Genomic DNA, 16,342 nt, shown 5'->3' on the forward strand with positions numbered 1-16,342 from the left:
GCCAGTGGAGATGATTCCGCAGCCGCCAGCCGAGATACATGGTGATGATCATACCGTTTAAGGTGCAGAGCGGCACAGCGGTCTTGACGTCCATCAGCAGGCTGAGAAGGGGAATGGCCACCAGGGCGGAACCAAAGCCGGTCAGCCCCTGAACAAAGCCGGCAGCCAGAAAAACAGTACCTGCAAGAAGGGCGGTTGTCATGGAAAGTGGACCTGTGGGTAAAGGGAATCCTGAATCAGAATACCAGAGGGACACAGATCGGCCATTCTATCGCAGAGCAGGTGGCGTTGTCAATTGTCCCGGCCAGAGCAGAGGTCCTGCCGGCCTTGAATTCTCCTTGACAGCAAAAAGCCAGGTGCAGTAAAACATTACCACGTGCCGGAGTGGTGAAACTGGTAGACGCACCGGACTCAAAATCCGGCGGAGGCAACTCCGTGACGGTTCGACTCCGTCCTCCGGCACCATCTACTGATCCATCCAGTTCCATGGATGTTTACAAAACCCGCAACCGGCAAAGGTTGGCGGGTTTTTTGGTTTGCCCGGCATGGCTGTCGACCGGAATGACCGGCGAGATCCCGATCCCGGCCAGGGAGGAATCTCTGCTGGCCGGGGCGGGTGGTTGCAAGGTGTGTGGCATGGTCTCGGGGAGGGAGATGACACCATGCCACGGGGAGGGAAATCGGGAAATCAGCGGAGGATAAGCACCGAAGACTGTGTGTTTTCCAGCAGTTTGTCCACCAGGCTCTGGGAAAAGAGTTTCTTGATCAGTGATTTCCTGCCCATCCACAGGGCGACAATGGCTTCTCTGGATGAGGCGGCCACATAGTCTTTCAGGGCCGCGCTGTCCAGCAGCTTGATCCAGGCGCTTATCTCCCGGTCATTGTAGTACTTGAGCAGCTCGACGATTTTCTTTTCCTCGTCCCCCTTGCTGCCCTTGCTGTCTTTCAGGCCGACAATCTTGAGCCCGGCCTCGTGCAGGGTGACCAGCTGGTTGATCAGCTCCAGGGAATTCTGGCTGATCTTGCTCTGGTCCAGGATGGAGACGATCTGTTTGGGGCTGCGCGGCTCCTTGATCACCAGGACCGAGCAGGGCGCATCCTCGGCCACCCGCAGGGGCACGCTCATCTCACCTTCCCATTCGCAGCCGAGCTTGCCGCTGCAGCCCATGACGATCAGGTCGCAGGCCGTTTCAGTGGCCACCGAAACAATCTGCCTGGAGATGTTGCCGCTGCCGATGCGGATGGCGATACTTTTTATTCCCCTGGACGACACCGACCAGGCACCTTTTCCCACCGGTTCCAGCTTCCTGGTTTCAAAGGGTTTGTAAGGCAGGTCTTCCGGGCTGAAGTAGTTGAAGACGTCCTGCTGGTACCTGAGCAGGGTCTCGACAAGTTCCGGGTCTGGCTCCTTGGTTTTTTTCCCCTGTACGCCGAGAAAGACGAGATCGGCCCAGGTGTTTTTGGCCAGTCTGGCCACATCCTTGAGTATATTCTTGCTGTATTTTTTCGTGTCCAGCGCTACCAGTATTTTCATGGTTTCCTCCTGATCATGCTCTGTTGTTGTCCCCTGTATTCAATCGCAATTATTCGCAGACAGACGGTGCGTCGAGTCACACGGGCTTTCAGCGGACCAGCATGACCGTGGACAGGGTGTTGGCAAGCACTTCCATGCGCATGCTTTTTCTCGTCGGCAGGGTGGAGGAGACAAAGACATAGTCCTTGAGGTGGTCTCCAGCCTGTTCCGGTGTTCCCCGCAGGACCGAGACATTTTCGGGAGCCTTGCCTGCCTCTTCAAGGAGCTTTTCCGCCTGGAGCAGGGTGGAGCCGGCTTCTTCCTTTTTCAGAAACGTCAGGGAGCTGTTTTCGCTGAACTTGAAGAAAACAAGGTCCACCGAGAGCGTGGAGTCGCCGATAATGTCCATGGTTTTCTCCACCAGGACCTGTGGCTCCACACTGTCGTCACAGAGCAGGGCGCAGCGGGTGCTCAGCGAGAGGTTTTTCACCACCATCACCGGGCAGGGCGCCTTGGTGTACACCGGTGAGGAGATCAACTGGTAAAAGGCCTCGCTGTCTGCGGTGTTCAGGTAGCCTTCCATGTAGAGGTTGTAGCTGCCGGAACGCAGTTCATAGGAGATCTCCCTGGCCTTCTCGCCGACAAAGACCTTGGGGCGTCCGGCCAGGGGACAGTCTATCTTTTCGGTTCGGAGCATCCGTTCGATAAGCTGCATTCCCGAAGAGGCAACTCCGTTTTCCCAGGTGCGGCGAACCCAGCCGGTTCCGGCCTGTTCGTTGGGGTCGGGCTCTTCCACATGGGTAACATACAGTTCCATATCAATTTGTTTGTACAGGTAGGCCGCATATCTCAGGGCAATGCTCGACGATAGATTTTCATCTACGTACAGTAACGTCTTTATCATGAATCTCACCTTGTTGTTGCAGTATGTGGTATCAGAAAGCCGTCGTCCGGCGGCTGAGTAGGCCCGGTGCCTTTATCTGTTTTTGATCCTGGCCTCGGCTTTTTGGATAACCTCAGTAATCTCACCAAGCTTGAACGGTTTGGCCAGGAAGTCGAACACGCCTTTACGAAAGGATTCCTTGGCCGTGTCCATGGTGGCAAACCCGGTAATGACGATCACTTCGGTGTCCGGGTACATTTTCTTGACCTCAGTCAAGAATTCCATGCCGTCGATTCCTTCCATCTTGAGATCCGTAACCACGATATTGAACTGTTTCTCCCGGATCCGCTCCAGGGCATCACTGCTCCTGGTAAAGGTTTCAACTTCGTAACCCTTTCTTTCCAGTGATGGTTTCAGTCGTTTGCTGACAATGGGCTCATCGTCTAAAATCAGTATATTGGTCTTGTTGTTGTCCATCATTTTCCTCCATAATGGATAGGATTTTCCGGTAGTAGAAATCGATCTTCTGGTCATCCACCATGCGAACGTCGAGTTGCCTGGTAAAGCCCACCAGCAATCCCAGCAAATAGAGCCGCCTGATCATTCCTTTCTTGTCCAGCCGTTTCAACCGTGCCACCAGCATGTCTCCCTGGCGCTGGGTCACAAAGTCATAATGGGTCAGGATCCTGTCGAGCAGCCTGGTTCTCCGTTTGCGGCGCACCGTATCGGTCACGCCGCCGGAAAAGCGGAAGTAGGCATGGTTGTTTTTTATGTTTTCCGTCACATAGGCGTCGATTATCGTAAAGTGGTATCCCAGCCGCAGGGAAAGGTTGACGTATTCGGCCGAAACCACAGCCAGGTTCTGGCCCACTTCCTGCGGATTGCTCAGTTCGGCGGAAAAGGTCCTGGTCAGGCTGGACATGAAGCTGCCCATATCCACCGGGGCAGGATCCATGTCCCATGCTCCGGGAAAGGACATTCCTGTCAGCAGGGCCTGCATGGGGTCCGAGGCAATCTGCTCCGGGAGTACCGTGTTCCCACTGGTTCCAGAGATTCCACCGCCGATGTCGATCAGGATCAGGTCCAGGGGCAAGTCCCATTTCAGCCGGCCGGCCACCGTGTCCGGATCATGGCAATGGTAGTAGTTGCGGTCGATCAGGGTTGCGACCGCCTTTTCGTGAATGAACCGGGTGATATCGTGATAGGTCCGGCAGTATTGTGGTTTGAAGTTCTCCGCATTGGGGTCCAGGAGGTTCAGCGGCTCAATTTTTTTGAGAATCCGCCGCAGCAGGCGGTACTCGTAGGTCTCTTCGATGTGTTCTTCGTACAGGGTGAAGAGTTCCAGTTCCCGGACCGCGCCGCGGTAAACCACCCGCTCTTCTGTATCCAGGGTGATTGTTTCGTCTTCGCGCAACAGACTGGTGGCCTCGTCGGCGTTGAAAAGAGCCGGGATGCGGAATTCCCGGGCCACGGTGGCCAGGTGACCGGTGGTGGCGCCCACATCGGTGATAAAACCGACAGCCCTGGGGATGACACGCGCCAGCATGGGCGAGGCATGTTTTGCCACGGCAATGGCGCCATCGGGAAAGTTGTCCAGGTCGGAGTCGCTGCGGATGAGATGGACCGGGCCTGTGGCAACTCCTTCCATGGCAGCCACGCCCCTGTCCCTGAAAATGACCGGGTACTTTTGGGGGAGATCTGCCAGTTCCGAGGCCCTCGGTGCGTTCTGTCGTTTCAGGCGCAGGGGCCGGGCCTGGAGGATCACGATTTCGCCCTCGTGATCAACGGCAAATTCGATGTCCTGGGGTGTCTTGAAATACTTTTCCAGCTGCATGGCGATTTCGGCCAGCCTGCGGCGCTGATCCGCGCTCAGGGACGGCCGGGTCCGATAATATCGGGGAACCGGTTCCAGGTTGGTCCCCTGTTCGCTGCAGGCCACCAGGTTGAGTTCCTTGCGGACCACGTTGAGCTCCCGCTCCCTGTGGGGAGGACGTCGGTCGAGGATAAAGGTGTCGGTTGCTGTCCGGCCTGAGACCACCGGTTCGCCCAGCCCCCAGCTGGAGTTGATGATCAGGGTCTCTTTCTCCGGGTGGACCGGATCAATACTGTAAATGACTCCGCTGGCCCTGGCCGGAATCATCAGCTGGCAGGCCACGGACATCAGGATCTCGTTTTCCCGGAAATCTTTCTGTTTCCTGTATTCCATTGCCTGAGCAGTGAAGGCCGAGGCCACCACTTCCCGGTAGCTTGCCGACAGTTCGTCTATGGTAACGTTGAGCCTGCTTAAGTACTGGCCGGCAAAGGAGGAAGAGCTGTCTTCGCCGTAGGCGCTGGATCGCACGGCAAAGCGTGGTGAATCCACCCCTGCGATATCACCGATATGCCTGGCGGCATAGAGCATTCTCTGTTCCAGTTTGGGTGGAACGACGGCAGCCAGGATCAGCTTCCGGATAGCCCGGGAAGCCTCATCCACCGGGATCTCTCCCTTGTGCCAGCTGTCGGTTATTGCCGTTATCTGCGGCTGAAGCCTGTTGTGGTCGAGAAAATACTGGTAAGCCGTGATCGTGATGGCAAAACCAAGCGGAATCTTGAGGCCAAGCACATTGCCTGTTTCGGCGATATGGGCATTTTTGCCGCCCACCGCGTCCATAAGGTCCCGGTCAATCAGGGGATAGGGGAGTATGAAATCCGGCCTGGGAGCAATGATCTTTCCTTCCAGCATGGCCTGGATGTCGCCCTCTATCCGCTCGAAGGCCTCGTAAAGGCCGGGAAACTTTTGATGGGTCATCCTGTTGATCAGGTAAACCAGGTCTCTGACCATGGACGATATGCTGGTGCAGGTTGTCTCGATGTAGTTGTAATCAAAGATATAGTCACCGCTGAGTTTGTCGTTGGCCTCGGCAACATGGTGCAGGATCCGGTTATTCAGGTCGATGAGTTCCTGGAAATTTGCAAACAGGGTCCTGAAAGAACCACCCGCGGCCAGACGGGCGTTTTCAGGGCCTCTCCGCAGCAGGTTTTGTCTGATCCAGTCAAGAATTTTTCTCATCACCTGGTTGTCCTGTCATCCAAAGGGGTAGCTTTTTAGCTTTTTCAACTTGCGCTGTAAAACTCCTGTGAGGCGGTCTGCACATGCAGGTACCTGCACAAAGGAAACTGTGCAACACCAACGGTGTCGGTTCGTCCTGTATCATCAAGCGGGCGGTTGCCCCGGGAAGGGAGTTTTTTCCTGCCTGGCGGACATTTGCCTGTTCAGGGCAACCGCCTCCGAAGGTGCTCAGTGGGCGCCGCCCTTGCCCTTGAACAGCATGCCCATGAGGAGCCCGGCCGCAATGGCGATGCAGACCGCGATGATGCCGTACGTCAGGGCATGGTTGTAAGCCATGTTGGCAATCAGGGCCGGCATGCCGGTGAGCTCGATGGTCAGGGTGTCACCGGTTTGCCCGCTGACCCTGCCGTCACGCACCGCATAGCACTGAACCTGGTACTGGCCCGGTTTCATCTTGGGTGGAATGGTCAAGGTGGCGGAGAAGGACCGGCCGGGGCCGGCGTTGCCGGTATACATGACCGTACCTGCATGGTCGTTGTAAACCCCGTATTTCTCCATCAGTTTCACATACTCACCCAGGACAAAGGATTTGTCCTCCGAGGCCGGCTCCAGGCTCACCTCCTGTTCCAGGGCCTGGTATCCCAGGCCAAGCTTTGGTGACAGCAGCTTGCGGCCCCTGTTTTCAGGAACATAGAGCATGTACACCGCCGGGGTATTGCCCAGGGTGACGTCGGTTTTGTTCATCCACAGGAAGCCGAAAACTTTGCCTTTCTCCTTGAGATGGACGTCTTCCCGCGGCCCCATGACCCGGATCACCACGTCGGCGTCGGCCGGTACCGTGCCAGTAACCTCAAGGGTGGTTCCGTTGTAGAATGCCGGTATCCGGATCACCCTGGTCGAGAGTTCCATCTGCACCTGGTCCGCTGCCACCCCGGTGGTGGCGAAGGCCAGCAGGAACACCAGCGCAGAGACCAGGATAGCCGGTTTCATATAGAACTGGTTTTTTATTTCCATGATCAGTGACCTCCTTTCAGGGCAACCATGATGGACGGGGTCATCAGCAGCCCGGCCATCATCTTCACGCAGACAAGCAGCACCAGGCTGGCAAGCAGTATTTTGAGCTGGTCGCCTTTGAGTACCTTGCTGATTCCTGTACCGATCTGGGCTCCGACCGTGGAGCCAAGCAGCAGCAGAACCGCGAGGACAAAGTCCACCGTATGGTTGCTGTAGGACTGCATGATGGTCACATTGACACAGGTAAAGAGAATCTGGAAAAGGCTCGTTCCCACCACGACATGCATGGGCATCCGCAGCAGGTAGACCATTACCGGAACCATGATGAAACCACCGCCAACGCCCATGATGGCGGCCAGTATGCCGACCATGATGCCGAATCCCAGCGGCAGAAGGACAGAAATTTCGGCCCCTGATTTTTCGAACCGGTATTGGAACGGCAGTTTTTTCAGAAAACCGCCCGAGGAAGCCGGTTTTGCCGATTCCTGTGTTCCTCCGGCTGCTGTTTCTTTTTTGGCCCGGCGCAAACCCTGCAGGCTTTCAAAAAACATGTATCCGCCAACACTGCCCAGCATCAGGACATAAGTGATGGCTATAAGAAAGTCGGCATTACCCATGGCCCGCAGCAGCTTGATAATCTGGACTCCCAGGGTGCCGCCGGCAATACCGCCGATCAGGAGCATGAGCCCCATGGGGATATCCACGTTGCCAAGCCGCATGTGGGCCAGGGTACCGGAGGTTGAGGCCCCGACGATCTGGTTGGAGTCCGAGGCGGCCGCCACTGTCGGCGGAATGCCAAACATCATCAGCAGCGGGGTCATCAGGAACCCGCCGCCGACACCAAAGATTCCCGACAGCAGGCCGACAAAGCCGCCCAGGCCTAAAATAATCAGAATATTTACACTGTTGCCCGCAATGGGTAAGTACATGTGTATCATGACGAACTGTATCTCCAACAAGTTTCTGTTTTCACGAGGGCAATGTCCCTCCCCTGTGGAGCCAGGGAAGCGGTCATCGCGCTGACAACCATGATGCGCTGCCAGCCGCCCTACGTGAAATGGTCTGTTTTTTCCGCTTCCATTTACTTCCTCCTTGAGTTTTCTAAAGAACATGACACCGGAATCCGTGACGACCGGTTGCGTCACGGACTCCGGCAACAAACAATGCGGCTGCAATCCCTTCCGGGCTGCGTGCACAACGCTGGTGGGTTCTGCTCAGACCAAACAGCAACCATTGTGCCATTTGGAACGTGGAGGTTGGAGCAGGATGTACGTTTTTTTAAATCACGCTAAAACAAGATGTTGGCAAGCGGTGGGCGTGGGTTGATGATACTGGCGGGGAAAAAGGGAGAACGACAGAACTGTTCACGTTTCATGTTGAAACGCGGTAGAGATTTTTGTCCTATCTATTTGGTGTCACTTGATTTCTGTCGGCAATAAGGCAGAAATGTGTTTCAATGTGAACCGTCCTGGTTCGTATTGGAGTCGGAGGCCAATCCATATTTTTTCATCCTTCGCCACAGGGTGGTACGCGACATCTTGAGTATTTTGCTGGCCACCTTCATGTTGAAACCGGTTTTTGTCAGAACTTTTTTGATATAGCGCTTTTCCATCTCGTCCAGGGGGAGCATCTCCTGGACCAGGATATCGTCCCAGGCCAGCTCCAGCAGGTGGGGCGGCAGGTCTCTGGCCGTGAGCTTGTCCGACTCGGTCAGGGCCACCGCATGCTGGATGATATTCTCCAGCTCCCTGATGTTGCCGGGAAAATGATACTGCATCAGCAGGTTCAGGGCCTCCGGGGTGATGCCTTTGATCTTTTTTTCAAAGGCCCGGTTTGATTTTTCGATGAAATGCTGTACCAGCAGGGGGATATCCTCGCGTCGTTCCACCAGGCGGGGCAGGTGGATGGAAACTACGTTGAGGCGGTAGTAGAGATCTTCCCGAAACATCCCTTCGCGGATCTGCTCCTGCAGGTCGCGGTTGGTGGCGGCAATGATGCGGATATTGAGATCAACGGGCCTGGTTCCTCCTACCCGCAGGACCTGGCGTTCCTGGAGGACGTGGAGCAGTTTGACCTGCATGGACATCGACATTTCGCCGATCTCGTCCAGGAGGACCGTGCCGCCGGCGGCCGATTCAAAAAGGCCGACCTTTGTCGATACCGCGCCGGTAAACGAGCCTTTTTCATGGCCGAACAGTTCGCTGCAGATGAGTTCCTCCGTGAACCCGCCGCAGTTGAAATAGACAAAGGGGTGTTTTTTCCTCGGTCCCAGTTCATGGATGGCCCGGGCCGTGAGCTGCTTGCCTGTGCCGGTTTCGGCTTCCAGCAGGACATTGCAGTTGACCTGGGCCACCTTGCGGATGGTCTCGAAGATGGCCCGCATCGACTTGGAGTTGCCTATGAAACCAGGGATCAGACAGTGTTGGTCCATCGTCCCTCGCAGGGCCCTGTTTTCCCGCCGCAGCCGCACTTTTTCCGCCGCCCTTTCGGCCATCAGGCAGATGTCATGCTTGCGGCATGGTTTGGTCAGGTAATAAAAGGCGCCTTCCTTGGTGGCCTCCACCGCATTTTCGATGCTTCCGTGGCCGGTGACGATGATGGCCTGGGTTTCCGGGCTGGTGAGACGCAGCTGGTGCAGCACATCCATGCCGCTGATTCCGGGGAGCTGCATGTCGATAAAAACAATATCAAAGGCATTCTCCTGCATCCGGACGAGAAAGGGTTCTCCGGCGTTGAACACCTCCACCTCGAAACCGGCCTGTTCGAGAAACCGTTTGATCATGCGCCGGGCCGTGGCCTCGTCATCTATGACTGCGATACGAATCATGCCTCTTTATCCTGATTTTCCCTGTAAACAGGCAGGAAAACGGAAAAAGTGGTTCCCTTGCCCTGCCTGCTGGACACCTCGATATAACCGCCGTGGCGCTTGACAATGCCATAGACGATGGCCAGGCCCAGCCCGGTGCCCTTGCCGGCTTCCTTGGTGGTGAAAAAGGGATCGAATATCTGGTCTATGGCCTCCGGAGGAATACCGGGGCCGGTGTCCATCACATCCACCCTGATCATGTGGTCGTTGTCCCGCCTGGCCTTGAGGATGATTGTTCCGTTCTCGTCCATGGCCTGCTCGGCGTTGATAAGAAGATTGAGAAAGGCCTGCTGCAGCTTGTTGATGTCGCCCTTGATACGGGGCAGCATGTCTTCGATGTCTTTAATCAGCTCGATGTTGTGGATGCGCAGCTCGTTGTCGATGAGCTCTACGGTTTTATGGAGTACATAGTCCAGGTGGATGGGCTGCATTTCCGGCGGCTGGATGCGGGAGAAGTCGAGCAGGTTCTTGACGATTTTGCTGGCCCGTTCGGTCTGGGCCATGATGTCTTCCAGGATCTCCATCTGTTCTTCCCGGCTCAAAGCATCGTATTCTTCCAGGAGGGTGTCGGTTGACAGGGAGATGTTGTTGAGCGGGTTGTTGAGTTCGTGGGCAATGCCTGAGGAAAAAGTCCCTATGGAGGCCAGTTTCTTGGATTGGAGCAGCTCCTCCTGTTTTTCCTCCAGGGCCACGGCCATGCTGTTGAAGCCGTCGATCAGGTCGGAGATTTCGTCTTTCTCGTCCTGGACCTCTCTTATGGGGGTGAAGTTACCCTTTTTCAGCTCGGAAGTGGCCTTCTGGACAGAGGATAGGCGGTTGAGTACGTTTCTGGTCTGGAAATACATGGTCAAAACACTTCCCAGGACCAGGGCGGCCGGGACAAAAGTGTACCAGAACAGCAGTTCCCGCAATCCCCGGGACAGGTTTTCCCGCTTGATGCCTACCAGCTCCGAGGCGGTGTCGGCCAGGGCCTTGCCGTGCATGCGCAGGACTTCGCTTTCGCTTTTGGCCAGCACCATGCTCTTTTCCTCTTCCTTGGGCCAGTGTTTGAATATCTTTTCATAGTCGACGTAATGCTGCCGGAACTGTTTGTACCTTTCCAGGCCGGTCAGTTCAGCAATTTTCGGCCCCAGCACGGCGATGTTTTTTTCTATCTTGTCCAGGTAGATGGAGGCATTTTCCACGTTGTCGCTGCCCACCCCCAGCAGGATATCCTTTTCATAGCGGCGCAGTTCCAGGATGTCGCGCAGCAGGTCGTCGAACTGCTCCATGGTGACCAGCTTGTTCTCCAGGGAAACAATCTGGAACGAGTAGAGTGAGATCAGCATGAGGATAAAGGCAAAGGCGAGATAGTTGAGCAGTATCAGCCGTTGCCGTATGGTGCACTTGCTGATCAGGCATCGAAGCTTCATCGGAATACTCCTGGTTTCCCTCTGGCGGGGATCTGACAGGTGCAATTAGTGCCTTACATCTCAGTTTCTGTCATTAAAGGATGAATGTTGAATATTCATCCTTCAACAATCCCGTTCACGTACACGTGTACGAGCGCGTTCACGTTTACGGAAACCCGCAATCCGGGTAGGTTGGTGTTGAGCGATTGTGTCCTCAATGTTGGGTTTCGCTTTTTTTGTTATTTATAAGCACAACATTGAGCAAAGGCCACAGCTGAGCGAAACCCAACAATGGAGATGAAAAACACTCAACACCAACCTACCTGGGTTGCGGGCAAAGCCCGCCTTAGAAGTAAAAAGAAAGCAGGCCCCGTTGTCACGGATATGGATTCAGCGTCGGTGTCCCTTGCCTCCTGCAGGCAGACAATAACCATAGCACAGAGTGGGGGACAGGGCAAATGACCCTCCGGCGATGAGATCCCTTGCAGGAATACCATCGTTTGGTGCCACGAAGCGGGAAAGAGTTATCCTGTCGTAATCCCCTCTGGTTGAAGCATGTCTTCAGACCTTATTGTGGAAGAAACCGGCAATGCGGCCGTCATGGATCCTGGACGGCAAGGCCTTGATCAGGTGAAAAAACAGTCGGCAAATCAATCATGATTTCTAAAAAAATCAGCGTGATGATCAAGGGTAAAGCCTCTTTTGACCTCAAACGACCCGGAAAGATTCCGTGGCCGGGCCGCTTCCCAATCCCGTCCATTCGATTTCCTTGATGCAGGAACGGCAAAGCCGGAAATACCGTATGGAGTCCGCGCCATGATCAATGTATGCTTCAAGCTTTGCCTGGAGATCGAGAAGCTGTTTTTCCGTCAGGTCCGGGCACTCGAAAACAGACTTCTGTACCCGGTAGCCAAAACCTTTCAGCGTCTTGACAACACGGTATCGGGTCCGGTTGTCGGATATATCATAGCAGATGATATAGAACATCCCGCGGTCTCAGCGACTGATAAAAAACGGTTTGTAGAGAGTACCTTCTTCTGCGAGGCTTTCCGCGAAGCGGCGGCACTGGCTGTGGATGATCCAGCGAAGTTTGGTATCCTGCCCGGTGGGCGGATAGTACTGTACCTGTTCCAGTTGCCGGTAATAGGCGCTGATGAGAGCGCGGCTGACTCCTGGTTTCATCCGGACCGGCAGATGTTCGTTTTCCGGGCCGGTCCGGTTATAGACAAAATCTTCAGGTTTTATGACCCTCCGGTTGATAAGGGTGAGCACCAGACGTTCACCAAAAATTCTCCATTCTTCCACCAGGTCGCAGGCCAGAGAGGGCCGACCGGGTGCGACCTCATGCAGGGAGCCCAGGTAGGGGTCGAGCCCGGTTCGCTTGATACCGTTCTGCACTTCATTGGTGAACAGGGTGTACACAAACGAGAGCAGGGCGTTGACCGGATCCCGTGGAGGCCTGCGGTTGCGGCCGGTAAACGGGAACTCGCCGCGCAGCAGCAGGCCGAAGACACTGTAGAAGAGACGTGCTCCATAGCCTTCGATCCCGCGTACCTGTTCCACATTCTCTGTACTGTTCAGCTTCTGTTGCAGGGCTTTTATCTGCACGGCAGTGTTGCGTAACTCCTCTGACCCTTTCCGGCTGGCCCGCCGCAGCAGAAGACGGGTCTGGTTTTCCAGTTTGCCGTGGACAATGGCCCGGGCCGTGTCGAGCTTGAACCGATTGTCGGCCAGGCGTACATACTGCTGCTGTCGCAGTGCCACATGGCCCGGTTCATCGAGAAGCAGCCTGGCCCGGAAGCGGCCCGCAGGGGTCATGAACACGGTGTCGATCCGGTTCTGGATCAGGAAATCAAGCACAGCGCCGGAAAGCGAGGTTCGGCCGACCAGGGTCAGTTGCTGCAGGCCGGAGGCCGGGATGGTGTCCACCACTGTTCCGTCGCGGATTATTTTCAGGCAGTCTCCTTCTTTGCGCAGATAACTGCCCGGCTCCATGACATAAAGGGCATCCATACCTTCATATCCTTATTTTCCCATGAATCTTTCCACCTGGCGAATGGCGGCCTTAAGGTTGTCGAGCGCGTCCCTGATGTTTTCGATCCGTTCGGATCGCGGTTCGTCCCCTGCGCCCGCACCGGGCAGGTGGCGAAGGGGGTGCGCATAGCCTTTGCCGTCGAATTCGCAGGGCAGAGAGCCGGTTCCCTGCTCCATCAGGCTGTGAATACGCTTGCATCCCAGGACTGTTCCCCGGACACGTGAAATTTTGTAGTCCAGCAGGGGCCGGTTGTATTCCGGCAGGCGGGAAAAGAGATGGTGCAGCAATATGCGCCCCCGGGGCAGGTGACCCAGGGTGCCGAGCAGTATTTTTTCTTCGCGAAGGGTGAGAACCTTGTCTGATCGTAAAACCGCCATGATCCTGGCCAGCATGGCACACCGTGCGTCCAGCAGGGCCAGCTCGGGAAATTCTTTTGCCCAGGCGGCATGGCGCGGATGGACAATGACCGGTTTCTCCCGGTGCATTTTGGCCAATCGCAGGATGTTTTCAGCCGGTGCCGGTTTCAGGGAGCGCAGGTATTCGAACTGGCGCTGCTCTGTGCGGTCCGGCGCCCGTACAAACCAGGATGGCTTTCCAGTGCCGCGGTGGATTCCAAGCGGCAGCTTGACCAGGTTTCCAAACCCCTTGCCTGTCAGCCTGTCCTGCTTGGGAAAAATTTCCAGGGTAAAGGAGCGGACATCCCGATCCAGGGTGCCGATCACCTGCTGCAGTGCCCGGCGCATGGCTCCGGCTGGCACCGGGCTGTCAACCGGGAACCAGAAATGGTACCCCTTGCCGCCGCTCACCTCGGCAATGCAGCACAATCCGGCTTCGGCGGCCAGGTTTTCGATCCTGTCGTGCAGGTACATCGCTTCCCTGCGGATCTCCCGGGCCTGTTTCTTGAATTCGTTTCGATCCCGCAGGCTTTTAACCAGGTCCATGTCGACAACCCCGGTGTAGACCTCGGCATCGTGATCCAGAAGGTAGAGCCCATAGGTTCGTTTTCCGGACAGGTGATCCAAAATATCCGCTGGGAGCATCGGCCGTTTTACCGGTACGTATCCCTGCCGTTCCTGATTCCTGTCAGCCCACTGCCGCGCAAAGGCGTCGGAGCGGCCCCTGAACAACCGCATGTAGAGAGCGATGTTCTCTTCCTGGTGCCGCAGGTTTTCAAACGGCTCCGTGATACTCCCGGTCTCGTCGGGCTCCGGTTCCCGCGGGAGAACAGATGCGAGACTGCCGGTGAGGCGGTCAACCGCTTCCCCGGGCAGAGCCTGCTTTGCCCGGGCCTTTGTCCGGATAAGCCTTTCCCGGTCGTTGAGCATCGCCAGGGTGGCAAGGTGATCTTCCCAGGCCCGAACATGATCGGGAAACAGAGTATTGCAAAGGTCGTACAGCTCGAGGCTTTTTTGTACCAGGCCGTGCTGCTGGGCGATGGCGGCAACACGTACCAGCTCGTCGGCCCCGAGCTGGTGCAGGAAGTTTGCAGAATCGAGAGCCTGGCCGACAAATTCCAGCCCGGCCGCGTCCAGCGGGGCCTGTTCAATTCTCGTGAGCAGGAGTCTGTAGTCTTTCGATGTGTTGTGTGCGTCCGAATGATTATGGGCCATGGTGGAGGTTGGCATGTCTTTTCTCCCTCCCTCTGTGTCAATCCTTCGGGAACTTGCTCACCAGGGAAAATCCCCGGTTGCCGCCTGGCCGGTGTCCATTTGGGGATTTCCCAGAGCTCGACTGTTTACCGGCCTGGTGCCGGACAAGGCCTGCAAGCCTGCGGAAGTGCGGATACTGAAAGCCTCTCTGTTCCAGGGCCGAGATCATCTTTTGCGCCTCGGGGAACCGTTCCAGCCGATACAGGGCCGCCGCCTGCCAGAACATTGCTTCGTGTGACTCGCTGCCATAGGTGTGTGCACAGAATTCCGCCGCCTGGATACTCAACTCGAGAGCTTTTTTTGCATTGCCTCCGGAGAGGTGTATGCGTGCCATCCGCAAAAGGGCCTTGTGCCGGCCCCGGCGGTCCCTCTCGGCGGCAGAGTCCAGAACCTTCAGGGCTTCTTTCTTTCTTCCCCTGGCTACCAGCACATCCGCTTCGGTCCAGCGCACATAGGGACGCCTGCGGCTGACAGGTACCCGGTCGATATATTTCGCGGCCCGTTCCGGCTGGCCAAGGAGCAGGGCGCAGCGGGCCGCCAGTTCGTGGACAAAGTCTGTGGCCTGTCCCCGGTCGGCCCGGTATGCCGCAACCTCGAGATGCTCCAGTGCTTCTTTTGGCCGCCCAAGGGCATGCATAATCTTGCCCATGGCGAAATGCTTGAAAAGAGGGTGCATGTAGTTTCTGTCCCTGTCCGCGCGCAGGAGTTTTTCCATCATGCTCCTGCTGCGCTCCGGCCTGCCGCACTGAAGAAGGCACGAGGCCAGGTGGTACATGGATTTGATGTATTTGGGTCGCTGCTGATGAGAGTTCTTCCGGGTTTCATCGTCCAGTTGTTCCCAGTTGGCAATGGCTTTTTCAAACAGGGGGATGGCCTTGCGGGGTTTGTTTTCAATTTCCTTAAACAGCACGCCTTCCCGGTAAAAAAAAGTCACGGATTCCGGCTTGAGTTCGCATGCCAGGCGAAAGTGTTTGTGAGCTTTCTCAATGGCCCGTGACTTTTCTTTCGGAGGAATGGCCTGGCGGTTTGTCCGGGCGGTAAAGAGCTGGTCCAGCAGGGTGTAGGCCAGGTTGTAGTGGGCCAGGTGATTTTCAGGATCGTTTTTTACCACCGGTTCAAGGCAGTGGACCGCGTCATCGTGACGGCCGGCCCTGCCGAGCGCAAAGGCTATTTTCAGGCGCACGCCATCTACCATTCCGCTGTCCGCAAGTTCTGGAAGCTTGTCCTGTACGGGGTGGAACAGGGAAACAATATCTTCCCACCGGTTTTCCGATTCCAGTTCACCTATTTCAGCTAGAATCCTGGAAAGTTCCTGCCGGAGCAGGTCTCCGCTCCAGGGATTGGCCGCCATGTCGATGATAAAATCTTCCCTGGCCTGGCCGGAGAGAAGTTGTTCATTCTGCGCACGATTTTCCGGGATTTGTACCTGGCCGACAATTCTGGCCGATTCGGACAGTTTTGCCTGAAGCACCGAGCTGGTCATAATTTTGCCCCCCTGAAAAAGTTGGAAGAGTAGGAGTTCTTGCCTCTTACCTTTCTCTACGGACAGGGAGCGGTTTTTTTCGAACCTGGAAAAATTTTTTCAGGGGAAAACAGACACGGAGCAGTTGTCGTCCAGGCAGGGTGGTGGAGGTCGTAATCCCCTCTGGTCGGGGCATTTGTGAGAACCGAAGAAGGGGGGAGGAGTGTCTTTACATTATTTTTGACCGTCGTAATCCCCTCTGGTCGGGGCATTTGTGAGAACCATTAAATTTACCTCTATCTATATCCATATGAAGTCGTAATCCCCTCTGGTCGGGGCATTTGTGAGAACAGATGGTCGGGACACTGTGACGCTTGATAAGCGGATGTCGTAATCCCCTCTGGTCGGGGCATTTGTGAGAACTTAAAAACCTCTTTATCAAAATCAACCCCTTTAAGTCGTAATCCCCTCTGGTCGGGG

13 protein-coding genes and 1 tRNA gene are annotated in these 16,342 nt (G+C 55.9%); 1 reads left to right on the forward strand and 13 read right to left on the reverse strand.

Annotated features, from left to right (window positions below; translation table 11 throughout):
* On the reverse strand, nucleotides 1-202 hold a 202-nt coding region (locus ACXJJY_RS01425; RefSeq protein WP_456384925.1), incomplete at its 3' end, for a TSUP family transporter.
* Between the two features lie 176 nt (nucleotides 203-378).
* On the opposite strand from ACXJJY_RS01425, the gene ACXJJY_RS01430 reads away from it, so the two are divergent.
* Nucleotides 379-465, forward strand: a tRNA-Leu gene (locus tag ACXJJY_RS01430).
* Nucleotides 466-688: 223 nt separating this feature from the next.
* On the opposite strand, the gene ACXJJY_RS01435 is transcribed toward ACXJJY_RS01430, so the two are convergent.
* The 12 genes from ACXJJY_RS01435 to ACXJJY_RS01490 form a co-directional block, all read right to left on the reverse strand.
* Nucleotides 689-1,534: a universal stress protein gene (locus ACXJJY_RS01435; protein WP_456384926.1), complete on the reverse strand. Its 846-nt coding sequence runs from the start codon at nucleotides 1,532-1,534 to the stop codon at nucleotides 689-691.
* An 88-nt stretch (nucleotides 1,535-1,622) separates the two neighbouring features.
* Entirely contained in the window at nucleotides 1,623-2,417 is a 795-nt protein-coding gene (locus ACXJJY_RS01440) for a hypothetical protein (protein ID WP_456384927.1), read from the reverse strand.
* A gap of 72 nt (nucleotides 2,418-2,489) precedes the next feature.
* On the reverse strand, nucleotides 2,490-2,876 hold the full coding sequence (locus ACXJJY_RS01445) for a response regulator (RefSeq protein ID WP_456384928.1): 387 nt from the start codon (nucleotides 2,874-2,876) through the stop codon (nucleotides 2,490-2,492).
* Nucleotides 2,833-5,445, reverse strand: a complete 2,613-nt coding sequence (locus tag ACXJJY_RS01450; protein ID WP_456384929.1) for a PEP/pyruvate-binding domain-containing protein — start codon at nucleotides 5,443-5,445, stop codon at nucleotides 2,833-2,835. The genes ACXJJY_RS01445 and ACXJJY_RS01450 overlap by 44 nt, the downstream gene beginning before the upstream one ends.
* A gap of 228 nt (nucleotides 5,446-5,673) precedes the next feature.
* A complete protein-coding gene (locus ACXJJY_RS01455) occupies nucleotides 5,674-6,459 on the reverse strand; it encodes a TIGR02186 family protein (protein WP_456384930.1) in 786 nt (261 codons plus the stop codon).
* Between the two features lie 2 nt (nucleotides 6,460-6,461).
* Nucleotides 6,462-7,397 (reverse strand): sulfite exporter TauE/SafE family protein, encoded by a 936-nt coding sequence (locus ACXJJY_RS01460; protein WP_456384931.1) that lies wholly within the window; start codon nucleotides 7,395-7,397, stop codon nucleotides 6,462-6,464.
* A gap of 515 nt (nucleotides 7,398-7,912) precedes the next feature.
* The gene (locus ACXJJY_RS01465) at nucleotides 7,913-9,286 is read right to left on the reverse strand and encodes a sigma-54-dependent transcriptional regulator (RefSeq protein ID WP_456384932.1); all 1,374 of its coding nucleotides are present in this window, start codon (nucleotides 9,284-9,286) and stop codon (nucleotides 7,913-7,915) included.
* Nucleotides 9,283-10,737 (reverse strand): sensor histidine kinase, encoded by a 1,455-nt coding sequence (locus tag ACXJJY_RS01470; protein WP_456384933.1) that lies wholly within the window; start codon nucleotides 10,735-10,737, stop codon nucleotides 9,283-9,285. Before ACXJJY_RS01470 ends, ACXJJY_RS01465 begins: the two co-directional genes overlap by 4 nt.
* Before the next feature lie 687 nt (nucleotides 10,738-11,424).
* Nucleotides 11,425-11,703, reverse strand: coding sequence for a CRISPR-associated endonuclease Cas2 (gene cas2 / locus ACXJJY_RS01475; RefSeq protein ID WP_456384934.1), 279 nt, complete (start codon nucleotides 11,701-11,703; stop codon nucleotides 11,425-11,427).
* 9 nt (nucleotides 11,704-11,712) lie between these two features.
* The gene (gene cas1 / locus ACXJJY_RS01480) at nucleotides 11,713-12,729 is read right to left on the reverse strand and encodes a CRISPR-associated endonuclease Cas1 (protein ID WP_456384935.1); all 1,017 of its coding nucleotides are present in this window, start codon (nucleotides 12,727-12,729) and stop codon (nucleotides 11,713-11,715) included.
* A gap of 12 nt (nucleotides 12,730-12,741) precedes the next feature.
* Nucleotides 12,742-14,376: a CRISPR-associated primase-polymerase type A1 gene (locus ACXJJY_RS01485; protein ID WP_456384936.1), complete on the reverse strand. Its 1,635-nt coding sequence runs from the start codon at nucleotides 14,374-14,376 to the stop codon at nucleotides 12,742-12,744.
* 22 nt (nucleotides 14,377-14,398) lie between these two features.
* Nucleotides 14,399-15,883 (reverse strand): tetratricopeptide repeat protein, encoded by a 1,485-nt coding sequence (locus tag ACXJJY_RS01490; RefSeq protein WP_456384937.1) that lies wholly within the window; start codon nucleotides 15,881-15,883, stop codon nucleotides 14,399-14,401.
* Between the last annotated feature and the right edge of the window lie 459 nt (nucleotides 15,884-16,342).

Source organism: Desulfolithobacter sp. (genome assembly GCF_054025815.1).